Annotated in this window: 17 protein-coding genes and 1 pseudogene; 8 read left to right on the top strand and 10 right to left on the bottom strand. The window is 69.5% G+C overall.

The window, feature by feature from the left end:
• Positions 1-34 precede the first annotated feature (34 nt).
• The 3 genes from ABT367_RS23405 to ABT367_RS23395 are packed head-to-tail and all read left to right on the top strand — an operon-like array spanning position 35 to position 2020.
• The gene (locus ABT367_RS23405) at positions 35-718 is read left to right on the top strand and encodes a response regulator (RefSeq protein WP_165333026.1); all 684 of its coding nucleotides are present in this window, start codon (positions 35-37) and stop codon (positions 716-718) included.
• Positions 719-772: 54 nt separating this feature from the next.
• The gene (locus tag ABT367_RS23400) at positions 773-1171 is read left to right on the top strand and encodes an OB-fold nucleic acid binding domain-containing protein (RefSeq protein ID WP_165333027.1); all 399 of its coding nucleotides are present in this window, start codon (positions 773-775) and stop codon (positions 1169-1171) included.
• A 3-nt stretch (positions 1172-1174) separates the two neighbouring features.
• Entirely contained in the window at positions 1175-2020 is an 846-nt protein-coding gene (locus ABT367_RS23395; protein WP_352255030.1) for a DUF3159 domain-containing protein, read from the top strand.
• 69 nt (positions 2021-2089) lie between these two features.
• Here ABT367_RS23395 and ABT367_RS23390 read toward each other — a convergent pair whose 3' ends face one another.
• Complete coding sequence (locus ABT367_RS23390) at positions 2090-2767, bottom strand: potassium channel family protein (RefSeq protein ID WP_093611188.1); 678 nt, start codon at positions 2765-2767, stop codon at positions 2090-2092.
• On the bottom strand, positions 2767-3435 hold the full coding sequence (locus ABT367_RS23385; protein ID WP_165333028.1) for a potassium channel family protein: 669 nt from the start codon (positions 3433-3435) through the stop codon (positions 2767-2769). Before ABT367_RS23385 ends, ABT367_RS23390 begins: the two co-directional genes overlap by 1 nt.
• A gap of 162 nt (positions 3436-3597) precedes the next feature.
• Here ABT367_RS23385 and ABT367_RS23380 point away from each other — a divergent pair, with 162 nt between their 5' ends.
• The 4 genes and pseudogenes from ABT367_RS23380 (at position 3598) to ABT367_RS23365 (ending at position 8510) form a co-directional block, all read left to right on the top strand.
• Entirely contained in the window at positions 3598-5649 is a 2052-nt protein-coding gene (locus ABT367_RS23380) for an APC family permease (protein ID WP_352255029.1), read from the top strand.
• Between the two features lie 95 nt (positions 5650-5744).
• Entirely contained in the window at positions 5745-7082 is a 1338-nt protein-coding gene (locus ABT367_RS23375; protein ID WP_352255028.1) for a class I SAM-dependent RNA methyltransferase, read from the top strand.
• A 147-nt stretch (positions 7083-7229) separates the two neighbouring features.
• A pseudogene (locus tag ABT367_RS23370) lies at positions 7230-7784 on the top strand (hypothetical protein); the annotation flags it as partial.
• Positions 7785-7949: 165 nt separating this feature from the next.
• Positions 7950-8510: a hypothetical protein gene (locus ABT367_RS23365; RefSeq protein ID WP_434975519.1), complete on the top strand. Its 561-nt coding sequence runs from the start codon at positions 7950-7952 to the stop codon at positions 8508-8510.
• 27 nt (positions 8511-8537) lie between these two features.
• Here ABT367_RS23365 and ABT367_RS23360 read toward each other — a convergent pair whose 3' ends face one another.
• The 7 genes from ABT367_RS23360 to ABT367_RS23330 form a co-directional block, all read right to left on the bottom strand.
• Positions 8538-10685: a DUF6351 family protein gene (locus tag ABT367_RS23360; RefSeq protein WP_352255026.1), complete on the bottom strand. Its 2148-nt coding sequence runs from the start codon at positions 10683-10685 to the stop codon at positions 8538-8540.
• A gap of 373 nt (positions 10686-11058) precedes the next feature.
• Complete coding sequence (locus tag ABT367_RS23355) at positions 11059-12288, bottom strand: ROK family transcriptional regulator (RefSeq protein WP_352255025.1); 1230 nt, start codon at positions 12286-12288, stop codon at positions 11059-11061.
• A 13-nt stretch (positions 12289-12301) separates the two neighbouring features.
• On the bottom strand, positions 12302-13582 hold the full coding sequence (locus tag ABT367_RS23350) for a sugar ABC transporter permease (protein WP_352255024.1): 1281 nt from the start codon (positions 13580-13582) through the stop codon (positions 12302-12304).
• Positions 13579-14355: an ATP-binding cassette domain-containing protein gene (locus ABT367_RS23345; protein ID WP_352255036.1), complete on the bottom strand. Its 777-nt coding sequence runs from the start codon at positions 14353-14355 to the stop codon at positions 13579-13581. Before ABT367_RS23345 ends, ABT367_RS23350 begins: the two co-directional genes overlap by 4 nt.
• Before the next feature lie 133 nt (positions 14356-14488).
• A complete protein-coding gene (locus ABT367_RS23340) occupies positions 14489-15586 on the bottom strand; it encodes a sugar ABC transporter substrate-binding protein (protein WP_352255023.1) in 1098 nt (365 codons plus the stop codon).
• Positions 15587-15968: 382 nt separating this feature from the next.
• Complete coding sequence (locus tag ABT367_RS23335) at positions 15969-16460, bottom strand: nuclear transport factor 2 family protein (RefSeq protein WP_352255022.1); 492 nt, start codon at positions 16458-16460, stop codon at positions 15969-15971.
• Positions 16457-17107: an HD domain-containing protein gene (locus tag ABT367_RS23330; protein WP_352255021.1), complete on the bottom strand. Its 651-nt coding sequence runs from the start codon at positions 17105-17107 to the stop codon at positions 16457-16459. Before ABT367_RS23330 ends, ABT367_RS23335 begins: the two co-directional genes overlap by 4 nt.
• 121 nt (positions 17108-17228) lie before the next feature.
• On the opposite strand from ABT367_RS23330, the gene ABT367_RS23325 reads away from it, so the two are divergent.
• Positions 17229-18248 carry a GlxA family transcriptional regulator gene (locus tag ABT367_RS23325; RefSeq protein WP_352255020.1) on the top strand — a complete coding sequence of 340 codons (1020 nt, stop codon included), beginning with the start codon at positions 17229-17231 and terminating at the stop codon, positions 18246-18248.
• Here the strand turns inward: ABT367_RS23325 and ABT367_RS23320 are convergent.
• Positions 18214-18984: a crotonase/enoyl-CoA hydratase family protein gene (locus tag ABT367_RS23320; protein ID WP_352255019.1), complete on the bottom strand. Its 771-nt coding sequence runs from the start codon at positions 18982-18984 to the stop codon at positions 18214-18216. The genes ABT367_RS23325 and ABT367_RS23320 overlap by 35 nt on opposite strands.
• Positions 18985-18987 lie beyond the last annotated feature (3 nt).

Genomic DNA, 18987 nt, shown 5'->3' with positions numbered 1-18987 from the left:
CCCCGATCGCAGATCGGCAGAAAGGCAGGACCGCATGACCCGGGTGCTCGTGGTCGAAGACGAACCGCAGATCGTCCGCGCCCTCGTCATCAACCTCAAGGCGCGCAAGTACGAGGTGGACGCCGCCGCGGACGGGGCCTCCGCGCTCCAGCTCGCCGCCGCCCGCCACCCCGACGTGATCGTCCTCGACCTCGGCCTGCCCGATATGGACGGCGTGGACGTGATCCGCGGCCTGCGCGGTTGGACCAGGGTCCCGATCCTCGTCCTGTCGGCCCGGCACAGCTCGGACGAGAAGGTCGAGGCCCTGGACGCGGGCGCGGACGACTACGTCACCAAGCCCTTCGGCATGGATGAACTCCTCGCCCGCCTGCGCGCCGCGGTGCGCCGTGCGGAGCCGGTCGCGGGCGCCGACGACGACGTCACCGTGGACACCGGCGACTTCACCGTCGACCTGGCCGCGAAGAAGGTCCACCGCGACGGCCGCGACGTCCGCCTGACCCCGACCGAGTGGCACCTCCTGGAGGTCCTCGTCCGCAATACGGGACGTCTCGTCAGTCAGAAGCAGCTGCTCCAGGAGGTCTGGGGCCCGTCGTACGGCACGGAGACCAACTATCTCCGGGTGTACATGGCCCAGCTGCGCCGCAAACTGGAGGCGGACCCGTCCCACCCGAAGCACTTCATCACCGAGCCGGGGATGGGCTACCGCTTCGAGCGCTGACAGCGGGGGAGGGCGCCAAGGAGTAACCCGCGCCCATCCCGGTAGGCTTCCTGTATGAGTGACGTTCCGCGAACGCAGAAGCCGGCAGGCCGCTTCCGCCGCATGCTGGACCGGCTCTCCACCTCCCAGGAGGAGCTGGAGTCGGAGGAGCTGCAGGAGGACGCGGCGACGGCAGGCTGCACCCGTATCGGAGACTGCCACGACCGGCAGATCGTCACCGTTACTGGTACCTTGCGCACCGTCACCTTGCGGCCACGCGCCGGAGTCCCGGCGCTCGAGGCCGAGCTGTTCGACGGCACGGCCGCGCTGGACGTGGTGTGGCTCGGCAGACGCTCCATCGTGGGGATAGAACCGGGGCGCAAGCTGATCGCATCGGGCCGTATCTCCGTGGACCGCGGGCGCCGGGTGCTGTTCAACCCCAAGTACGAACTCAGACCGCTCGGACGGGAGTAGCCGGTGACGTCAGTCGACAAGCCGACCGACGAAAACGCAGGGCCGGACGGCCAGGCGCCGGACACGGATGTGCAGGCGGTCACCGAAGCCGCCCTGTTCGAGGCCTTCGGCGGACTGCGCGGCATGATCGAGACGGTCCTGCCGGGCCTGCTCTTCGTGACGATCTACACCATCAACAAGGACCTGCACCTCTCCGCGATCGCGGCGCTGGGTGTCTCCCTGCTGCTCCTCGTGGCCCGCCTGGCCCGCCGCGACACCGTCAAGCACGCCTTCAGCGGCGTCTTCGGCGTGGCCTTCGGTGTGGTCTTCGCGATGATGACCGGCAATGCCAAGGACTTCTATCTCCCCGGCATGCTCTACACGCTCGGCCTCGCCCTCGCGTACATCATCACGACCCTGTGCGGCGTCCCGCTGATCGGCCTGATCCTCGGCCCGGTCTTCAAGGAGAACCTCTCCTGGCGCACCCGCAACCCGGGCCGCAAGGTCGCCTACGCCAAGGCCAGTTGGGCCTGGGGCCTGATCCTGCTCGCCAAGTGCGCGATCCTCTTCCCGATGTACTGGTGGGCCGACACCACCAAGTTCGGCTGGGTGCTGATCGCCCTGAAGATCCCGCCGTTCCTGCTCGCCGTATGGCTGACGTGGGTGTTCCTGGCGAAGGCTCCGCCGCCCATCGATGTCTTCGCCGAGATGGAGGCGAAGGAGAAGGCCGAGCGCGAGGCCAAGGAGTCCCGCGAGCGGGAGGCCGACACCCAGGAGCGTTTCGCCCAGCAGATGGACCCCCTGGTGGACGAGACCCTGCAGCGCCTCACGCAGGACGAGCCCCAGCGGGCACGGCACCGCAAGCAATAGGACGCGCGCATACGAGGAGGGGGCACCCGGAACGTTCCGGGTGCCCCCTCCTCGTATGCGCCGGGGAACTCAGGCGCCCTCGGTCTCCCGTCGTACCGACAGGAGATCCTCCAGCTGCTCCTCGCGCGCCTGCGCCGCCACGAACAGGAGCTCGTCACCGGCCTCGAGGGAGTCCTCGTGGGTCGGCGAGAGCACCCGCGTACCGCGGATGATCGTGACCAGCGAGGTGTCCTCGGGCCAGGCGATGTCGCCGATCATGGTGCCCGCGAGCGCGGACTCCGGCGGCAGGGTCAGCTCGACCAGGTTGGCGTCGCCGTGGCTGAAGCGAAGCAGCCGCACCAGGTCGCCGACGCTGACGGCCTCCTCGACGAGGGCCGACATGAGCCGCGGCGTGGAGACGGCGACGTCCACGCCCCAGGACTCGTTGAACAGCCACTCGTTCTTGGGGTTGTTGACGCGGGCCACGACGCGCGGCACCCCGTACTCGGTCTTGGCGAGCAGCGAGACGACCAGGTTGACCTTGTCGTCCCCGGTCGCGGCGATGACCACGTTGCAGCGCTGCAGGGCCGCCTCGTCGAGCGAGGTGATCTCACAGGCGTCGGCGAGCAGCCACTCGGCCTGCGGCACCCGCTCCACCGAGATGGCGGTGGGTGCCTTGTCGATGAGGAGGACCTCGTGCCCGTTCTCCAGGAGTTCGCCCGCGATGGAGCGGCCGACGGCACCGGCTCCGGCAATAGCGACGCGCATCAGTGACCGCCCTCCTCGGGGCCCTCGGCGAACGCCGCCTCGACCTTCTGCATCTCGTCGGTGCGCATCATGACGTGCACCAGATCGCCCTCCTGCAGCACCGTCTGCGACGACGGCAGGATCGCCTCGCCGAGCCGGGTGAGGAACGCGACGCGGACGCCGGTCTCCTCCTGCAGCTTGCTGATCTTGTGTCCGACCCAGGCCGTCGAGGCATGCACCTCGGCGAGCTGCACCCCGCCGGTGGGGTCGCGCCACAGCGGCTCCGCGCCCGAGGGCAGCAGCCGGCGCAGCATCTGGTCGGCGGTCCAGCGGACGGTGGCGACCGTGGGAATGCCCAGGCGCTGGTAGACCTCGGCGCGACGCGGGTCGTAGATACGGGCGGCGACGTTCTCGATGCCGAACATCTCGCGGGCGACGCGCGCGGCGATGATGTTCGAGTTGTCGCCGCTGCTGACCGCGGCGAAGGCGCCGGCGTCCTCGATACCCGCCTCGCGGAGGGTGTCCTGATCGAACCCGACCCCGGTGACCCGGCGGCCGCCGAATCCCGAACCGAGCCTGCGGAAGGCCGTGGGGTCCTGGTCGACCACGGCGACCGTATGCCCCTGCTGCTCCAAGGTCTGCGCGAGAGCGGCACCCACTCGTCCGCAGCCCATGATGACGATGTGCACGACCGTCCTTCCGGCTGTCAATGTTCCGTTAAGAGTCCGAGGCGGCTGTGAGCGCCTTGACGCGGTCTTTGCGCCCTCACCAGGGTCTCAGACCACAGGCCAAGCTACACACGCGCCCGGCGCGGTGCGCGGGCCCCCGTTCGAACGCTTACGATCCTCACCGTGTCCAAACTGACCGACCTGCCCAAACGGATTCTGATCGGGCGCGCACTGCGCAGCGACAGGCTCGGCGAAACGCTCCTGCCGAAGCGCATCGCACTCCCCGTGTTCGCCTCCGACCCGCTGTCCTCGGTGGCGTACGCACCCGGTGAAGTCCTCCTGGTGCTGTCCATCGCGGGCGTGTCGGCGTACCACTTCAGCCCCTGGATCGCGGTCGCGGTCGTGGTGCTGATGTTCACCGTGGTCGCCTCGTACCGGCAGAACGTGCACGCCTACCCGAGCGGCGGCGGCGACTACGAGGTCGCCAACACCAACCTCGGCCGCAAGGCGGGTCTCACCGTCGCGAGCGCCCTGCTCGTCGACTACGTGCTGACCGTCGCGGTGTCGATCTCCTCGGGCATCGAGAACCTGGGCTCCGCGGTCCCGTTCGTCGTCGAGCACAAGGTGCTCTGCGCGGTCGGTGTGATCGTGCTGCTCACTCTGATGAACCTGCGCGGCGTCAAGGAATCCGGCAAGCTCTTCGCGATCCCCACGTATGTCTTCGTGGTGGGCGTCTTCCTGATGATCGCGTGGGGCGCCTTCCGCGGTCTGGTCCTCGACGACACCCTGAAGGCGCCGACGGCCGACTACGAGATCAAGCCCGAGCACCAGGGCCTGGCCGGTTTCGCGCTGGTCTTCCTGCTGCTGCGCGCCTTCTCCTCCGGCTGCGCCGCGCTCACCGGTGTCGAGGCGATCTCCAACGGCGTCCCCGCCTTCCGCAAGCCCAAGTCGAAGAACGCGGCGACGACCCTGGCGCTGATGGGTGCGCTCGCGGTCACCATGTTCTGCGGCATCATCGGGCTCGCCATGGCCAGCAACGTCAAGATGGCCGAGAACCCCGGACACGATCTGATCCACAACGGGCAGGCCGTCGGCAGCGACTATGTGCAGCACCCGGTGATCTCCCAGGTCGCCGAGGCGGTGTTCGGCGAAGGATCGTTCCTGTTCCTGATCCTCGCCGCCGCGACCGCGCTGGTCCTCTTCCTCGCCGCGAACACCGCGTACAACGGCTTCCCGCTGCTCGGCTCGATCCTCGCGCAGGACCGCTACCTGCCGCGCCAGCTGCACACCCGCGGCGACCGGCTCGCGTTCTCCAACGGCATCGTGCTGCTCGCGGGTGCCGCCGCGGTCCTCGTCGTCATCTATGAGGCCGACTCGACCAAGCTGATCCAGCTCTACATCGTCGGTGTCTTCGTCTCGTTCACGCTCAGCCAGACCGGCATGGTGCGGCACTGGAACCGCCATCTGCGCACCGAGCGCGACCCGGCCAAGCGCCGTCACATGGTGCGCTCGCGCGCGATCAACACCTTCGGCGCCTTCTTCACCGGCCTCGTCCTGGTGGTCGTCCTGGTCACCAAGTTCACCCACGGCGCCTGGGTCGCGCTGCTCGGCATGGTCATCTTCTACGTGACGATGAGCGCGATCCGTAAGCACTACGACCGGGTCTCCGAGGAGATCGCCGCCCCCGAGGGCCCCTCGGACGACAGCGTCCGCCCCTCGCGCGTGCACTCGATCGTCCTGGTCTCCAAGATCCACCGGCCGACGCTGCGGGCCCTCGCCTACGCGAAGCTGATGCGCTCGGACACGCTCGAGGCGCTCAGCGTCAATGTGGACCCGGCCGAGACCAAGGTGCTGAAGGCGGAGTGGGAACGGCGCAACATCACCGTCCCGCTCAAGGTCCTCGACTCCCCGTACCGCGAGATCACCCGCCCGATCATCGAGTACGTCAAGAACCTGCGCCGCGAGAGCCCGCGCGACGCGGTCTCCGTGATCATCCCCGAGTACGTGGTCGGTCACTGGTACGAGCATCTGCTGCACAACCAGAGCGCGCTCAGGCTGAAGGGCCGGCTGCTGTTCACGCCGGGTGTGATGGTGACCTCGGTGCCGTACCAGCTGGAGTCCTCGGAGGTCGCCAAGAAGCGGGCCCGCAAGCGCTCGGAGTGGAACGCGCCGGGTGCGGTGCGGCGTGGTCCGGTGGAGAAGAAGGCGCCCAAGGAGCCGACCGGGCGCAGCTGAGCCGATCGCTCGTGGCGGGCGGGCGGACGAACCCCACGTAGACTCGTGGGTTGTCGTCCACCCGCCCGCTCACCCCTTTCTGGAGCCACCCCGCCATGCAGGCAGATTCTGATTCGAAGAACTCGCTGGTCGGGGAGGAGTACGAGGTCGAGGTCGGTCCCGTCGCGCACGGCGGCCACTGCATCGCCCGTACGTCCGAGGGCCAGGTCCTCTTCGTCCGCCACGCACTGCCCGGCGAGCGCGTGGTCGCGCGCGTGACGGAAGGCGAGGAAGGCGCCCGCTATCTGCGCGCCGACGCGGTGACGGTTCTCGAGCCCTCGAAGGACCGGATCGAGGCCCCCTGCCCGTTCGCCGGACCGGGACGCTGCGGCGGCTGCGACTGGCAGCACGCCAAGCCCGGCGCCCAGCGCCGCCTCAAGGGCGAGGTCATCGCCGAACAGTTGCAGCACCTCGCGGGCCTCACGCCCGAGGAGGCCGGCTGGGACGGCACGGTGATGCCCGCCGAGGGCGACAAGCTCCCCGCGGGCGAGGTCCCCGCCTGGCGTACGCGCGTCCAGTACGCGGTCGACGCCTCCACCGGCAAGGCGGGTCTGCGCCGCCACCGCTCGCACGAGGTCGAGGTGATCGACCACTGCATGATCGCCGCCGAAGGTGTCACGGAACTCGGCATCGAGAAGCGCTCCTGGGACGGCATGGCCGCCATCGAGGCGATCGCGGCCACCGGCTCCCAGGACCGCCAGGTGATCCTCACCCCGCGCCCGGGGATGCGCCTGCCGATCGTCGAACTCGACAAGCCGGTCTCGGTCCAGCGCATCGGAGAGAAGGACGGCGCGGTGCACCGCGTCCACGGCCGCGCCTTCGTCCGCGAACGCGCCGACGACCGCACGTACCGCGTCGGCGACGGCGGCTTCTGGCAGGTCCATCCGAAGGCCGCCGACACCCTGGTCCGCGCGGTCATGCAGGGCCTGCTCCCGCGCAAGGGCGACATGGCCCTCGACCTGTACTGCGGCGTCGGCCTCTTCGCGGGCGCCATCGCCGACCGCGTCGGCGACAAGGGCGCGGTCCTCGGCATCGAGTCGGGCAAGCGCGCGGTGGAGGACGCCCGGCACAACCTGTCCGGCTTCGACCGCGTCCGCATCGAGCAGGGGAAGGTCGAGTCGGTCCTTCCCCGTACGGGAATCGACGAGGTCGACCTCATCGTCCTCGACCCCCCGCGCGCGGGCGCCGGCAAGCAGACGGTCCGCCACCTGTCGGGCCTCGGCGCCCGCCGCATCGCCTACGTGGCCTGCGACCCGGCGGCACTGGCACGGGACTTGGGGTACTTCCGCGAGGGCGGGTACAAGGTGCGGATGCTGCGGGCGTTCGATCTGTTTCCGATGACGCATCATGTTGAGTGTGTGGCGATTTTGGAGCCTGCGGACAAGGGCCGTTGATCTGGTTTTTGTATCTCCGCCAGAGGAAGAGGCAGGTGTTCCGGGAGGGGGCAGCGTGACTACGTTGATCTGCATGGCAGCTCGCTCGGCCGCTGCCGTTCGCAGTTCGGCCCATTCTTCCTCGAACGTCACGGATTCCCCCTAGTTCCGGACGGAAAGATCAACGAGGGCGCGGCCAGGGCGACCGTGCGCGTGGGCGCCGAGGTCCAGGGCATGCTCGACCAGTCCCGGGCCGACCAGGTCGAGGCGACGAACCTGAAGACTCATGAGGAGTACGAGAAGGCGGTCGAGAAGCGGGCCGGATGGGTCGAGTTCGGTGCCACGGTCGGCGTCGCGGCGGGTGTGGCCTTCCTGCCCGCGACCGCGGCGGTCGGTACGGCGGCGGTGCTCATTCCGCTGGCGACCGATACCGCGAGCGGGGCTGCGGAGCAGGTCATCGGGCAGGTGATCGGTGACATTTCCGGCAGCTCGGTGGACGAGCACAAGGAGAAGCTGGAGGAGCTCACCGACGAGGAGCGAAAGGTGATCTTCTCCGGCGGTGAGGTCCTGGCCGAGGCCCCGACGGACGCTTTCGTGGACCGGCATATCGCGAATCCCGACGACAGCTCGTTCGCGCAGGACCTACGTGAATCCATGCTGATCGGCTACGGCGTGGGCAACGACCGGCAGAAGCAGCAGGGGAACAGCGCGGAGGCCGGCTGAGGCCGGCGGAGCACCGAGGACACGTGAGGGATGCGGATAGTGATCAGTCGTAGGCCAGGGCGGTCGGGATTCCTTGTCACGGCCGTGGCCGGCTTGTTGTGCCTCGGGGCCGCCGGTTGCACTGGAGACAAAGACGAGAAGGCGACCGCAGCCGACAAGTATCTGGTGGGGACGCAACTCTGCGGTGGTCGCGCCGTGTCCGCCGAGGCGTCCAAGGCACTGAAGGCGATCATGGGTTCGTCGCGGTTCGGGACGATGACCGAGGAATCCAGCGTCGCGCAGGCCGCGAGGGATGTGGTCGAGGCCGGGCGGTACTCACGCCAAACAGGCGGACGCGACGACGTCTGCCGTATCTACACCGCGGACGACACGGCGAACTTCGCGCTCCGAGTCACCTGGGGGCTGGAGAGCGGCTCCCCGACAAAGACCCCGGCCTCGGACTTCACCGTGCTGAAGATGGGCGAGCAGACCCTGGCGGCGGCGAACAGGGCGTCGGTCCGGTTCGGCTGCCGGAGCCAGAAGTTCACCGGCTCACCGGACGCGAATCATGTCGCCGTCGGGGTGGAGCACTGGGGCATGCCGACAGAGCCCGACGGCGACGACGTAAAGGCATTGAAGAACGCCTACGCGACCGTCGCCCACTCCTTCGCGCTGGCCATGGCCAAGGAACTGGGCTGTGAGAAGGACGGCGGGCTCCCCGCGCGGCCCGTACTGGATCCCGCGTAGGGGCAGTCCGGTCGGGGCCGGATCCGGTCAGCCCGGGCCGAAGGAGAGCCATGTGCCGGCAAGTCCCTGCTGTCCCGCGCCGGGGACGGACCAGTCGCAGACGCCGTACGGGAAGATCGTGTTCAGTGCGTTCAACTGGGCTTCAGTGACCGGTACTTGGTAGTCCGCCGGGGTCACGGGTCGCTTGCGGCACTTCACGATGTCGTTGGCCACGTCGGCCCCGGCGACCATTCGAGGTGAGGTCCACACCGGGTAGAGCGTGTTGCAGGCCGTATTGCCGATGCCCTCCACCTGCGGCTCCTCGATCTTCTGTGCGCCGATGCCGCGCGTCCAGCAGGCGTCCGTGAGCCCTGCGGGGCGATTGCGGGCGATCTTGTCGATGGGGGCGCCGTCCCCCGTGTCCCCCTTGATGGCGGTCAGCCAGCGGTCCATGTCGGAGACCATGCCGGCGAGCGTGAAACCGTGCCCGGCGGAGCGGGTCAGCATGACGTGGTTGGCGTGGGTGCCGTTGGCCTTGTCCAGCCGTGCCCGGGTGGAGAACGAGTGGAAACGCATATGCATGTCGCCGGTTGCCGCGTCGTCCACGTAGTCGCGGTAGTCGATGATCGGTACGGTCGCGAGCCCGCCACCGCCGTTGAGCAGCCGGCCTGTGCGATAGGCGAGCCGTACTGCCACGAGATCGGCGGCGGTACGCGAGGCGACCGGTTTGGCGTCGGGGTCGAGGCCGCCGATGCGCCGGTTCAGGTCGATGAACTGGTCCATGCCGATGGTGCCGTCGTTCAGGGCCTTGAGGCCGTACTGGATCCCCGTGTTGTCCAGTGGCCTGCGCACCTTCCCGGTCTCCGGGTCCTTGCCGTACACGTTCACGGTGTGGCTGTAGACGTCACAGCGCGCACCGCCCGGGTTGGTGGCGGGGTTGTAGCGCTGGGCTTCGGGCAGTTGGGCCGGGCAGTACACCGTCGGGTCGATCCGTCCGGCCGCCCTGGCCAGGCTGCCGATGCTCTCCCACTTCCCGAACCCGGAGACCGCCCGCTGCTGCTCCTGCGTGAACGCGTCGGGCGCGACCTGGGTGAAGTAGTGCTGGAGGAGCTGTGCGTCGCTGAGGGTCTGGATCGTGCCGAAGCCGACGTCGGGGAAGCTGCAGCCGGAGAGGATGCCGTCGAGCAGCCCCGGGTAGTTGTCGGCGATCTGATGGGTCTGGTACGAGCCGCCGGAGCAGCCGTTGCCGATGGTGAAGTCCGGTTCGCCGTACGTCTCGACGAAGTGCTCCTTGACCATGCTCATGGTCTCGGCGGCCAGGACGTCGTTGCAGTTGTTGCCGAAGACGTTGAGGGAGGACGAGGCGACGCCGTACCCCTTGCTCAGATACGCGTCGTTCATAATGCCGACGGTGTTGCGGCCCTGGACGTACCAGCCGCCCGCGCAGCCCCCGCCGAAGCCGTACACCAGGCGCCCGTTCCAGCCCGGGCCGCGCTGCAGCGGGTCGGGGTCGGGGGACTGCGGATCGTGCAGTACGGCCGTCTCGTAGACGGCGCGGTTGATGGTGCCGGTCTCGACGCGGACGATGTAAGGGACCTGCGCGCCGGTGCTCGTCGTGGTGGTCGCGAGGTCGGCGGGGCGTACGGCCGGGTCGGGCAGGGGGACGAACGTGCGGGCCGTGGTGCGGTACATGTAGTCGACGCGGGTGTTGACCGAGCAGTTCTGGTCGAGCGGCGGGCCGAGGGTGACGCCGGTGATCGTCTTGAACGCGGCGGTGTCGCAGATGAACGGCTGCTCGTGCGGTCCGGAGAAGACAGGGCCGGTGACCGGGTGGTTCTTCAGGGTCAGTTGCCCGGATTCCGCTCCCGGGGCACTCGCCGTGAGGAGGTTGTCGCCCTGGGACAGGTCCTTGACCAGGCCTGTCAGCGCGTTGTCGCCGGAGCCGGAGCCGGAGGTCCTGAAGGCCGAGGTCACATCCCGGCCGCCCACCTCGACCCGAACCGTGCCGACGGGTGTCGACGCGGGCACCTCGACGCGTATCAGGGCGTCGCCGCCCGACACCGTGCCGGGCCGTGACGACAGGGAAGTGACCTGGAGCGGCCCGCCTTCCAGGCTGCTGGCCGGCGTCGCTGTCGCGCCGACGAGCAGGCCCATGACCGCCAGACCGGCAAGGCCCAGCCGGGTCGGTCTCGACACTTGCAGGCCCATGATCGCCATCCCGCTCCCCTATGAAAACGTTCCCGCAAAACTCGCGTGCTTCCCGAGGACGCATCATTGGGGGCGGCTGGGCCTCAGCGCAAGACCCTTGCAGTGAAAGGGATTTCGTCGATGATCAGGTCGTGTCGCGCGTGCTGAGACTTCCCGGGAACGTTCGCAAGCATTATCACCAACCCGTTTCCCGCCGATCATCGAGGCGTTTTCCACTGGCGATCGATACCGGGCGGTTCGGGACGACGGCGGAACAGTCCACCGTCGCGCGGGCCGCCAGGGATGCGGTTGCGGCCGGGCGGTACTCGTGCTCCACCGGGGGGAGGGCTCTTCGGAGCTCTGCCACCCGCTCCGGATCCGGTTACGGCGCCGACCCCGCCGCCGTACGGCCTTCGTGCCGGGCCAGTGCTTCCAGCGGCCCCACCAGGAGCTGGGAGAAGGCGAGTTCGGCGGCGCCGATGAGGACGGCGTCGTCGCCGAGTGCGCCGACGCGCAGGCGCAGATGCTCGCGCGTGGGGGTCAGGGCGTGGGTGTTGATGCGGCTGCGGATCTGGGCGGCCGAGCCGAGGAACACCTCGCGGAGCGTGCCGCCGAAGAGGACGGTGCGGGGGTTGAGGAGGTTGACCAGGTTGGCGACGCCGATGCCGAGCCAGTCACCGATGTCGTGCAGGGCACCGCGGGCGCCGGCGTCACCCCGGTCGGCCGCTTCGACCACGGCGCGTACCGCTTCTCGGCCGGTGGCCGACGGCCCCAGACCCGCCGCCTCGAGCAGGGCGCGCTCGCCGGCCTCGGCCTCGAGGCAGCCTCGGGCGCCGCACCCGCAGCGTCTGCCGTTGCGCGGGTTGACCACCATGTGCCCCACCTCGCCGCCGTATCCGGCGTCGCCGCCGAGCAGGTGGCCGCCGGAGATGATGCCGCCTCCGATGCCGATGTCGCCGTGCAGGTACACGAGGTCCTGACAGCCGGCGCCGGCACCTCGCAGGTGTTCGGCGAGGGCGCCGAGACTGGCCTCGTTCTCGACCGTCACGGGGACGCCGAGGCCCAGGCGGCGGGTGAGGTCCTCGCCGAACTCCTCGTCCAGCCAGTCGACATAGGGTGCGGCCCGGACCATGCCGTCGGCCCTGCGCACCGTTCCCCGTACAGCGGCGCCGACGCCGACACAGACGCTTCCCTCACGGGCGGAGCCCACCATCTGCCGGGCGAAACCCGCGAGCGCTTCGGTCACTTCGGCGGCGCCGCGGTGGCCGGGCGGCAGGGGGGTCTCGCGTCGGTCGAGGAAGGCACCGCCCAGGCCGATGCGTGCGGCGATCAACCGGTCCACGCCGACGTCGAAGGCCAGCACGTACGCCTGGTCGGACTCGGGCCGTACGACCAAGGAGGGCCGGCCCGCTCTGCCGGTGTCCCGGGGCAGTTCCTCACGGACCAGACCCGCCGAGGCCAGGTCGCTGACGAGCCCGAGGATGGTGCTGCGGTTGAGGCCCATGCGGTCGGTCAGGACCGCCCGCGACAGCGAGCCGCTGATGTGTATGTGGCGGAGCAGGGTGCCGAGGTTGTGCCTGCGGATCTCCTCCAGCGAGGGACCGGCCTTCATCGCCCCCCAGATCTCATCGGAGTGCGGACCGGCGTCGGGACAGTGCGTCGACGCCCGCCGCCACCAGCAGAACCGAACCCGTGACAGCGTACTTGACCCCTGAGCTGTACCCCATCAGACCCATGCCGTTCTGGATGACGGCGACGACCATGCCGCCGAGTACGGCGTCCACGGCCCTGCCCCGGCCGCCGAACAGGCTGGTTCCGCCGATCACCGCCGCGCCGACCGCGAGCAACAGCACGTTGCTTCCACCGGTGTTGGGGTCGACCGAGTTGCCCCGGGAGGCCGCAATGATGCCGCCGACCGCGGCAAGGGAGGAACAGATCACGAACGCGGCGATACGGATGCCGGCCACGTTGATGCCTGCCCGCCGTGCCGCCTCGGCGTTGCCGCCCACCGCGTAGAAGTGCAGTCCGAACGAGGTCCGTTGGAGCACGAACGTACTGATGACGAGGAGGACGACGATGACGGGGACCACGATCGGCACGCCCTTGAGCGAGTCGACGATGATGTTGCGGCTGCGCTCCTGGTTGAGCACGTGGACGGCGGCCGCGCCGAGTACGGCGAGGCTGCCGATCCTGATCGCGAGCAGCGCGGGCGGTGCGGTGGTCAGGCCCCGCCGGGCACGGTTGCCGTTGCGCCGGAGCTGGACCGCCGCGTAGCCCGCGACGCAGAGCGCGAGCAGGACCCAACCGAGCGCGGGGGAGAGGTTGTTGTTGGCGACTGCCAGGATCGTGTCGTCCTGGATGGAGATGTTCGTGCCCTCCTTCAGGAGCATCAGCACGATGCCCTGGAAGCCGAGGAAGGCGGCCAAGGTGACCACGAAGGAGGGGATGCCGACCTTCGCCACCAGGCCGCCGAGCAGCAGGCCGATGACGGTACCGGTGAGGATGGCCGCGCCGACGGCTCCGTACCAGGGCCAGCCGTGATCGGTGAGGAGGATGGCCAGGACGGCGGCGCAGACTCCGCTGGCGTACCCGGCGGACAGGTCGATCTCGCCGAGGAGGAGGACGAAGACCAGACCCATGGCGATCGCGATGCTTCCCGCGCCCTGGGTGAGCAGATTGGCGAAGTTCAGATCGGACAGGAAGACGGGGCGCAGGACGGCGAAGAAGGCGCACAGGACGATCAGTCCGAGCACGGCGGGAAGGGCGCCCAGCTCGCCGCCGCGCACCCGGCCGACGTAGGCGCGGGTGATCGAGCGCAGGCTCGTGGCGCTGTGCGTCGCGTTCTTCCCCGGCCGGCGCGGGTCGTTCGGCCTCTCTGCTTTCCCGGGGGCGAGGTCGGCGGTCATAGGGTGACTCCGTTGGCGGTGGCGAGGCCGAGGTCTCCGCTGCGGCCCGAGGTGATGAGTTCGACGACCTGGGAGTACGTCACGTCCGACGCTTTGACCTGGGCGGCCATCCGGCCCAGATACAGGGCGGCGATCCGGTCGGACACCGCGAACACGTCGTTCATGTTGTGCGAGATCAGGACCACGGCGATGCCGTTGTCGGCGAGCCGCCGCACCAGTTCGAGGACCTGCGCCGTCTGCGCGACGCCGAGCGCGGCGGTCGGTTCGTCGAGGATGACCACCTTGCTGTTCCACAGCACCGCCTTGGCGATGGCCACCGTCTGCCGCTGGCCGCCGGAGAGGCTGGAGACCTGCTGGCGGATCGACTTGACGGTGCGCACCGACAAGCCGTCGAGGGTCTTGGCGGCCATCTCCTCCATGGTCGCGTCGTCGAGAACGAGACCCCGGCGCTTCTCACGGCCGAGGAACATGTTCTGGACGATGTCGAGGTTGTCGCACAGCGCCAGATCCTGATAGACGATCTCGACACCCAGGGCCGCCGCGTCGCGCGGGCTGTGCACGTGTACCTGCTCGTCCTCGAACAGGTACCCACCGCCGTCGATCGGGTGGATGCCGCCGATGCACTTGACCAGGGTGGACTTGCCGGCTCCGTTGTCCCCCACGAGGGCGGTCACCTCGCCGAGGCGGATGTCGAAGGACACGTCGTGCAGCACCTGTACGGGGCCGAAACTCTTGTCGATTCCGCGCAGTTGGACGATCGGGGTCGGTGTCATCGGGGTCGCTGTCATGGAAGACGGCTCCTTACGGTCGCGGGACCGCGGGCCCACGGGGCGTCAGGTCCCCGGGAGCCCGCGGCGGACCCGGTCCGAGCCGTTGACGAAGACTCGAACCGGCCGGTCGGGGGAGCTACTTGATGCCCGCCTCGGCGCACAGGGCCGCGTACTTGCCCGTGCACAGCTCTTCCTTGGTGACGAAGCCGTCGTCGACCACGTCCTTGACGTTGTCCTTGTAGATGGCCACGGGTGTCTCGAGGACGGACGGCACCTTGCGCTTGCCCTCGGGATCCTCGACGGTCGCGTTCGTCGTGCCCTTCTCGCCCTTGGCCAGCGAGATCGCGAGCCGCGCGGTGGCGTCCGCCTCCTTCTTGACCGCCTTGTAGACCGTCATGCACTGGTCGCCCGCCAGGATGTTCTGCAGGCCCTGCACGGTGGCGTCCTGTCCGGTGACCGGGACCTGGCCGTTGCGGCGTTCCTTGCGCAGCACGGCGATGACGGCGTTCCCGAGACCGTCGTTCGCGGCCAGTACGCCGCCGATCTTGGGCTGGCTGGTGAGCATCTGCTCGAAGATGGTGCCGGCCTGGGCGTTGTCCCAGTCGGGGACGGACTGATCCGGGCCCTTGACGTACTCGCCCGACTTGTATTTGGGGGTGAGGACGCCGTTGTAACCCTCGGCGAACAGCGTGGCGTTGTTGTCGGTCGGTGAACCGTTGAGCGTGGCCACGATCGGTTTGGTGGCCTTCATGTCGCTCAGGCACTTGCTCAGGCCCTCGCCCTGCAGCTTGCCGACCGCGGTGTTGTCGAAGCTGACGTAATACTGCGCGGAGCCGCCGAGCGTGAGCCGGTCGTAGTCGATCGTGGCGACGCCCTGCGACTTGGCCTTGTCCAGGACCGCCTTGCCGGTGCCGCTGTCGAGGTTGACGATCACCAGGACGTTGACCCCGCTGGTGATCATCTGGTCGGCGATGGTCTGGAACTGCTGCTTGTCACCTTGCGCGTTCTGGATGTCGTAGTCGACGCCGGCCGCCTTGAACGCCTCACCGAGGTACTTGCGGTCCGCGGTCTCCCATCGGGCCGAGGACTTGCTGTCCGGGAGGATGACCCCGATCTTCGGCTTCTTCGTATCGGACCCGGTGCCGTCACCGTTCGACTCGGAGCCACACGCGGTGAGCGAGCCGACCAGTGCCAGCGAGGAGGCGGCGGCAGTTAAGAGGAGTCCCTTGCGCATGGGCAGGGTCCTTTCTGGTGTGACGACCGGACGACCGGACGCACGAAGGTGAAGGGAGGAACGAGAGGCGCTCCAGGGCGAATTGCCGGAACTTGGGTGATGCGCCCGGCTGAATGTTGTGAGCGGGAACTTATGACGCTCGGAGGGCTGCCGCCAGACCCGGGGCAGGGGTATTTGCCAACGGCGATAACAATTGGGTGACGCCGTCGCGACGCGGGCTGCCGAAGTGCACCTGAACGCGGCGCGGGCAAGATTTTCGCAGCCGGAGCTCAGAACAACTCGGCCTGCACAAGGGCCACTTGCGCCGCGCGCACCGCGGCCGTAGGGGACCGCGCCGAGGCCCCGGGGGGAACTCCCCCGGGGCCCATCCGAGCCGTACCCCTCACGCCAGAGGGAGCGCGACCCCGTGTTCCCGCGGCGGACGGGGGCCGTGGATCCGGCGCTCGTCCGCGTGGATCGGGACGTCGTTGATGCTTGCCTCGCGGCGGCGCATCAGGCCGTCGGCGTCGAACTCCCAGAGTTCGTTGCCGTAGGAGCGCCAGTGCGCGCCGGTCGCGTCGCGCCACTCGTACTGGAAACGTACGGCGATGCGGTCGTCGCCGAAGGACCAGAGCTCCTTGCGCAGTGCGTAGTCGAGTTCGCGTGCCCACTTCGCGGTGAGGAAAGCGCGGATCTCCTCCCTGCCCGTCACGAAGGAGTCGCGGTTGCGCCAGATCGAGTCCGGCGTGTAGGCGAGCGCGACGCGGTCGGGGTCGCGGGTGTTCCAGGCGTCCTCGGCTGCCTGCACCTTGGCGAGGGCGTCCGCCTCGGTGAACGGCGGGACGGGCGGCCGTTGTTGGGCGGCCTGGATCGCGGTGTGCTGAGAAGAGCTCATTGCGACCACTCCGAGTTCTCGATGACGGTCACGAAGTCGGTGCGCACGAAGCCCGGTGAGAAGTGGGCGAGGACGTCGGCCTTGACGTTGCCGAACGCCGTGTCGGGGCGGTGGGCGATGCCCTCGGTGAACGCCGCCAGGATCCGGCGCTTGAAGTCCGGGCGCGGATGCGCGGCCACGACCGCGTCCCGCTGCTCCCGCGTGGTCTCGTCGAACCCGAGCCCCAGGACGTCGACTTCGACGCCCGCGGTGACCAGGGCCACCTCCGGCTCCATGTGGTACGGGATCTCCGGGGTGGTGTGCAGCGCGATCGCCGTCCAGGCGGTCCTGGCCCGCTCGGGTGCCAGGCCGTGCCGCAGCAGGAACTCGCGGGCCGCGTCGGCGCCGTCGATCTCGAAGCGCTGCTCGGACGTGGCGTATTTCTGCGTCAGCCCCAGGTCGTGGAACAGGGCCGCCACGTAAAGGAGTTCCGGATCGAAGTCCAGGCCGCGGTGGCGGCCGCGCAGGGCGCCGAAGAGGTAGACGCGGCGCGAGTGGTCGTAGAGCAGCTCGCCCGCGGCGTCGCGGACCAGCTCGGTCGCCTCCCTGGCGAGCACGCTGTCGGGGATCTCGATATCGGCGATGCGTTCGGCGGAACGTGGGGTCACGGTCGGCTCCTTCTCGGTTGCTCCGATGTGCTCAGCCTGTCGCCCGCGCACCCCCGCGCACCATGTCCATCAGGACAGGAATCCCACACATATGGACAGGGCGCGGCGCTAACCTGGGGGCATGAGCACCCGTGAGCGCCCCGTCCTCCGCACCGTCGCCGTGCTCGCGTACGACGGCGTGCGGTTGCTCGATGTCACCGCTCCCCTTGAGGTGTTCAGCACGGCGGCCGGGCTCGGCGCCCGCTACGAGGTGGTCCTGCTGTCGCCGGGCGGCGGCCCGGTCACCACCTCCGCCGGGACCAGGCTGCTCACGGACCCCGTCGGTCAACTGGCCGGACGCGTCCACACGTTGATCGTGCCCGGCTCCCCGGGGCTGCCACGGCAGCTGCCGGCCGGTCTGCTCGACGCCGTCCGGACCCTGCACTCCGCGTCCTGGCGGACCACGTCCGTATGCACCGGCGCCTTCGCGCTCGCGGAGGCGGGACTGCTGCGCGGCCGGCGCGCCACCACGCACTGGCGGCACACGACGACGCTGACGCGCCGCCACCCCGATATCGACGTGGACGGTGACGCGATCTTCGTACGGGACGGGCGGATCTACACCTCGGCGGGCGTGAGCGCGGGACTCGACCTCGCCCTGGCCCTCGTCGAAGCCGACGAAGGTCCTGACCTGGCCCGTGAAGTGGCGCGCGATCTGGTGGTCTTCCTCCAACGCCCGGGCGGGCAGTCGCAGTTCTCCGTGGCCGCGCGCACCCCGACGCCACGCCACGGCACCCTGACCGCCCTGCTCAGGTCCATCGCCGCGGACCCGGCGGCGGACCACTCGCTGCCGGAACTCGCCCGCCGGGCCGGCCTCAGCGCCCGGCATCTCACCCGGCTGTTCAACGAGGAGATCGGTGACACGCCCGGCGGCTACGTGGAGTCGGTCCGCCTCGAAGCCGCGCAGACCCTGCTCGACGCGGGCGAGACGGTCACCGCGACGGCCCGCCTCAGCGGCCTGGGCAGCGACGAGACGCTGCGCCGGGTGTTCCTGCGCCACTTGGGGGTGACGCCCTCGGCGTACCGGGCGCGGTTTCGTACGACGGGAACTGGAGGGGAGCGCCGGCCTACCGCTGCCAGGCCGGTGGCCGCTTCTCCGTGAACGCCTGGGCGCCCTCCACCGCCGCGGCCCTGGCGAACACGGGGGTGGCCAGGGGGTCCTGGACCGCGTAGGCGGCGTGGTCGTCCAGCCCGCGGGTGTCCTGGACGATCCGCTTGGTGAGGTGGACGGCGTCCGGTGAGTGGGCCAGCAGACGGTCGGCCAGGGCGAGCGCCGCGTCGAGGGCGCCGCCTTCCGCGGTGAGCCGGTTGACCAGTCCGTACCGGACCGCGTCCGCGGCCGGCAGGGGGGCCGCGGTCAGGAGCATCTCCATGGCCACGTGGTACGGGACGCGGCCGGGGAGCCGGATGGCTCCGCCTTCGGCGGCGATCAGTCCGCGCGCGACCTCCGGTAGCGCGAAGAACGCGGTGTCCGCGGCGGTGATCAGATCGCAGGCGAGGGCGAGTTCGAAGCCGCCGGCGACAGCCGCGCCCTCGACCGCGGCGATGAGCGGCTTGCGCAGACGGGCCCGGGTGAGCCCGGCGAGCCCGCGGTCGGCGACGCGGGGAACGCCTTGGGCGGGGAAGGCCTTGAGGTCCATGCCCGAGCAGAAGTGGCCGCCCGCCCCGGTGAGGATGCCGACGGCCAGGGAGGGATCGGTCTCAAGGCGGACCAGGGCCGCGTCGACCGCCTCGGCCAGGCGGCGGTCGACGGCATTGCGGACGTGGGGCCGGTTGAGGGTGATGAGCAGGACGCCGGGGCGGGGTTCGGTCACCGTCACGGGGTTCTGGGTGTCCATGTC

Origin of the sequence: Streptomyces mesophilus, assembly GCF_040300965.1 — a bacterium.
Classification (GTDB): Bacteria; Actinomycetota; Actinomycetes; order Streptomycetales; family Streptomycetaceae; genus Streptomyces; species Streptomyces mesophilus_A.
Note: the sequence above shows the minus strand (reverse complement) of the source record. Positions and strands in the feature narration are given on the sequence as shown.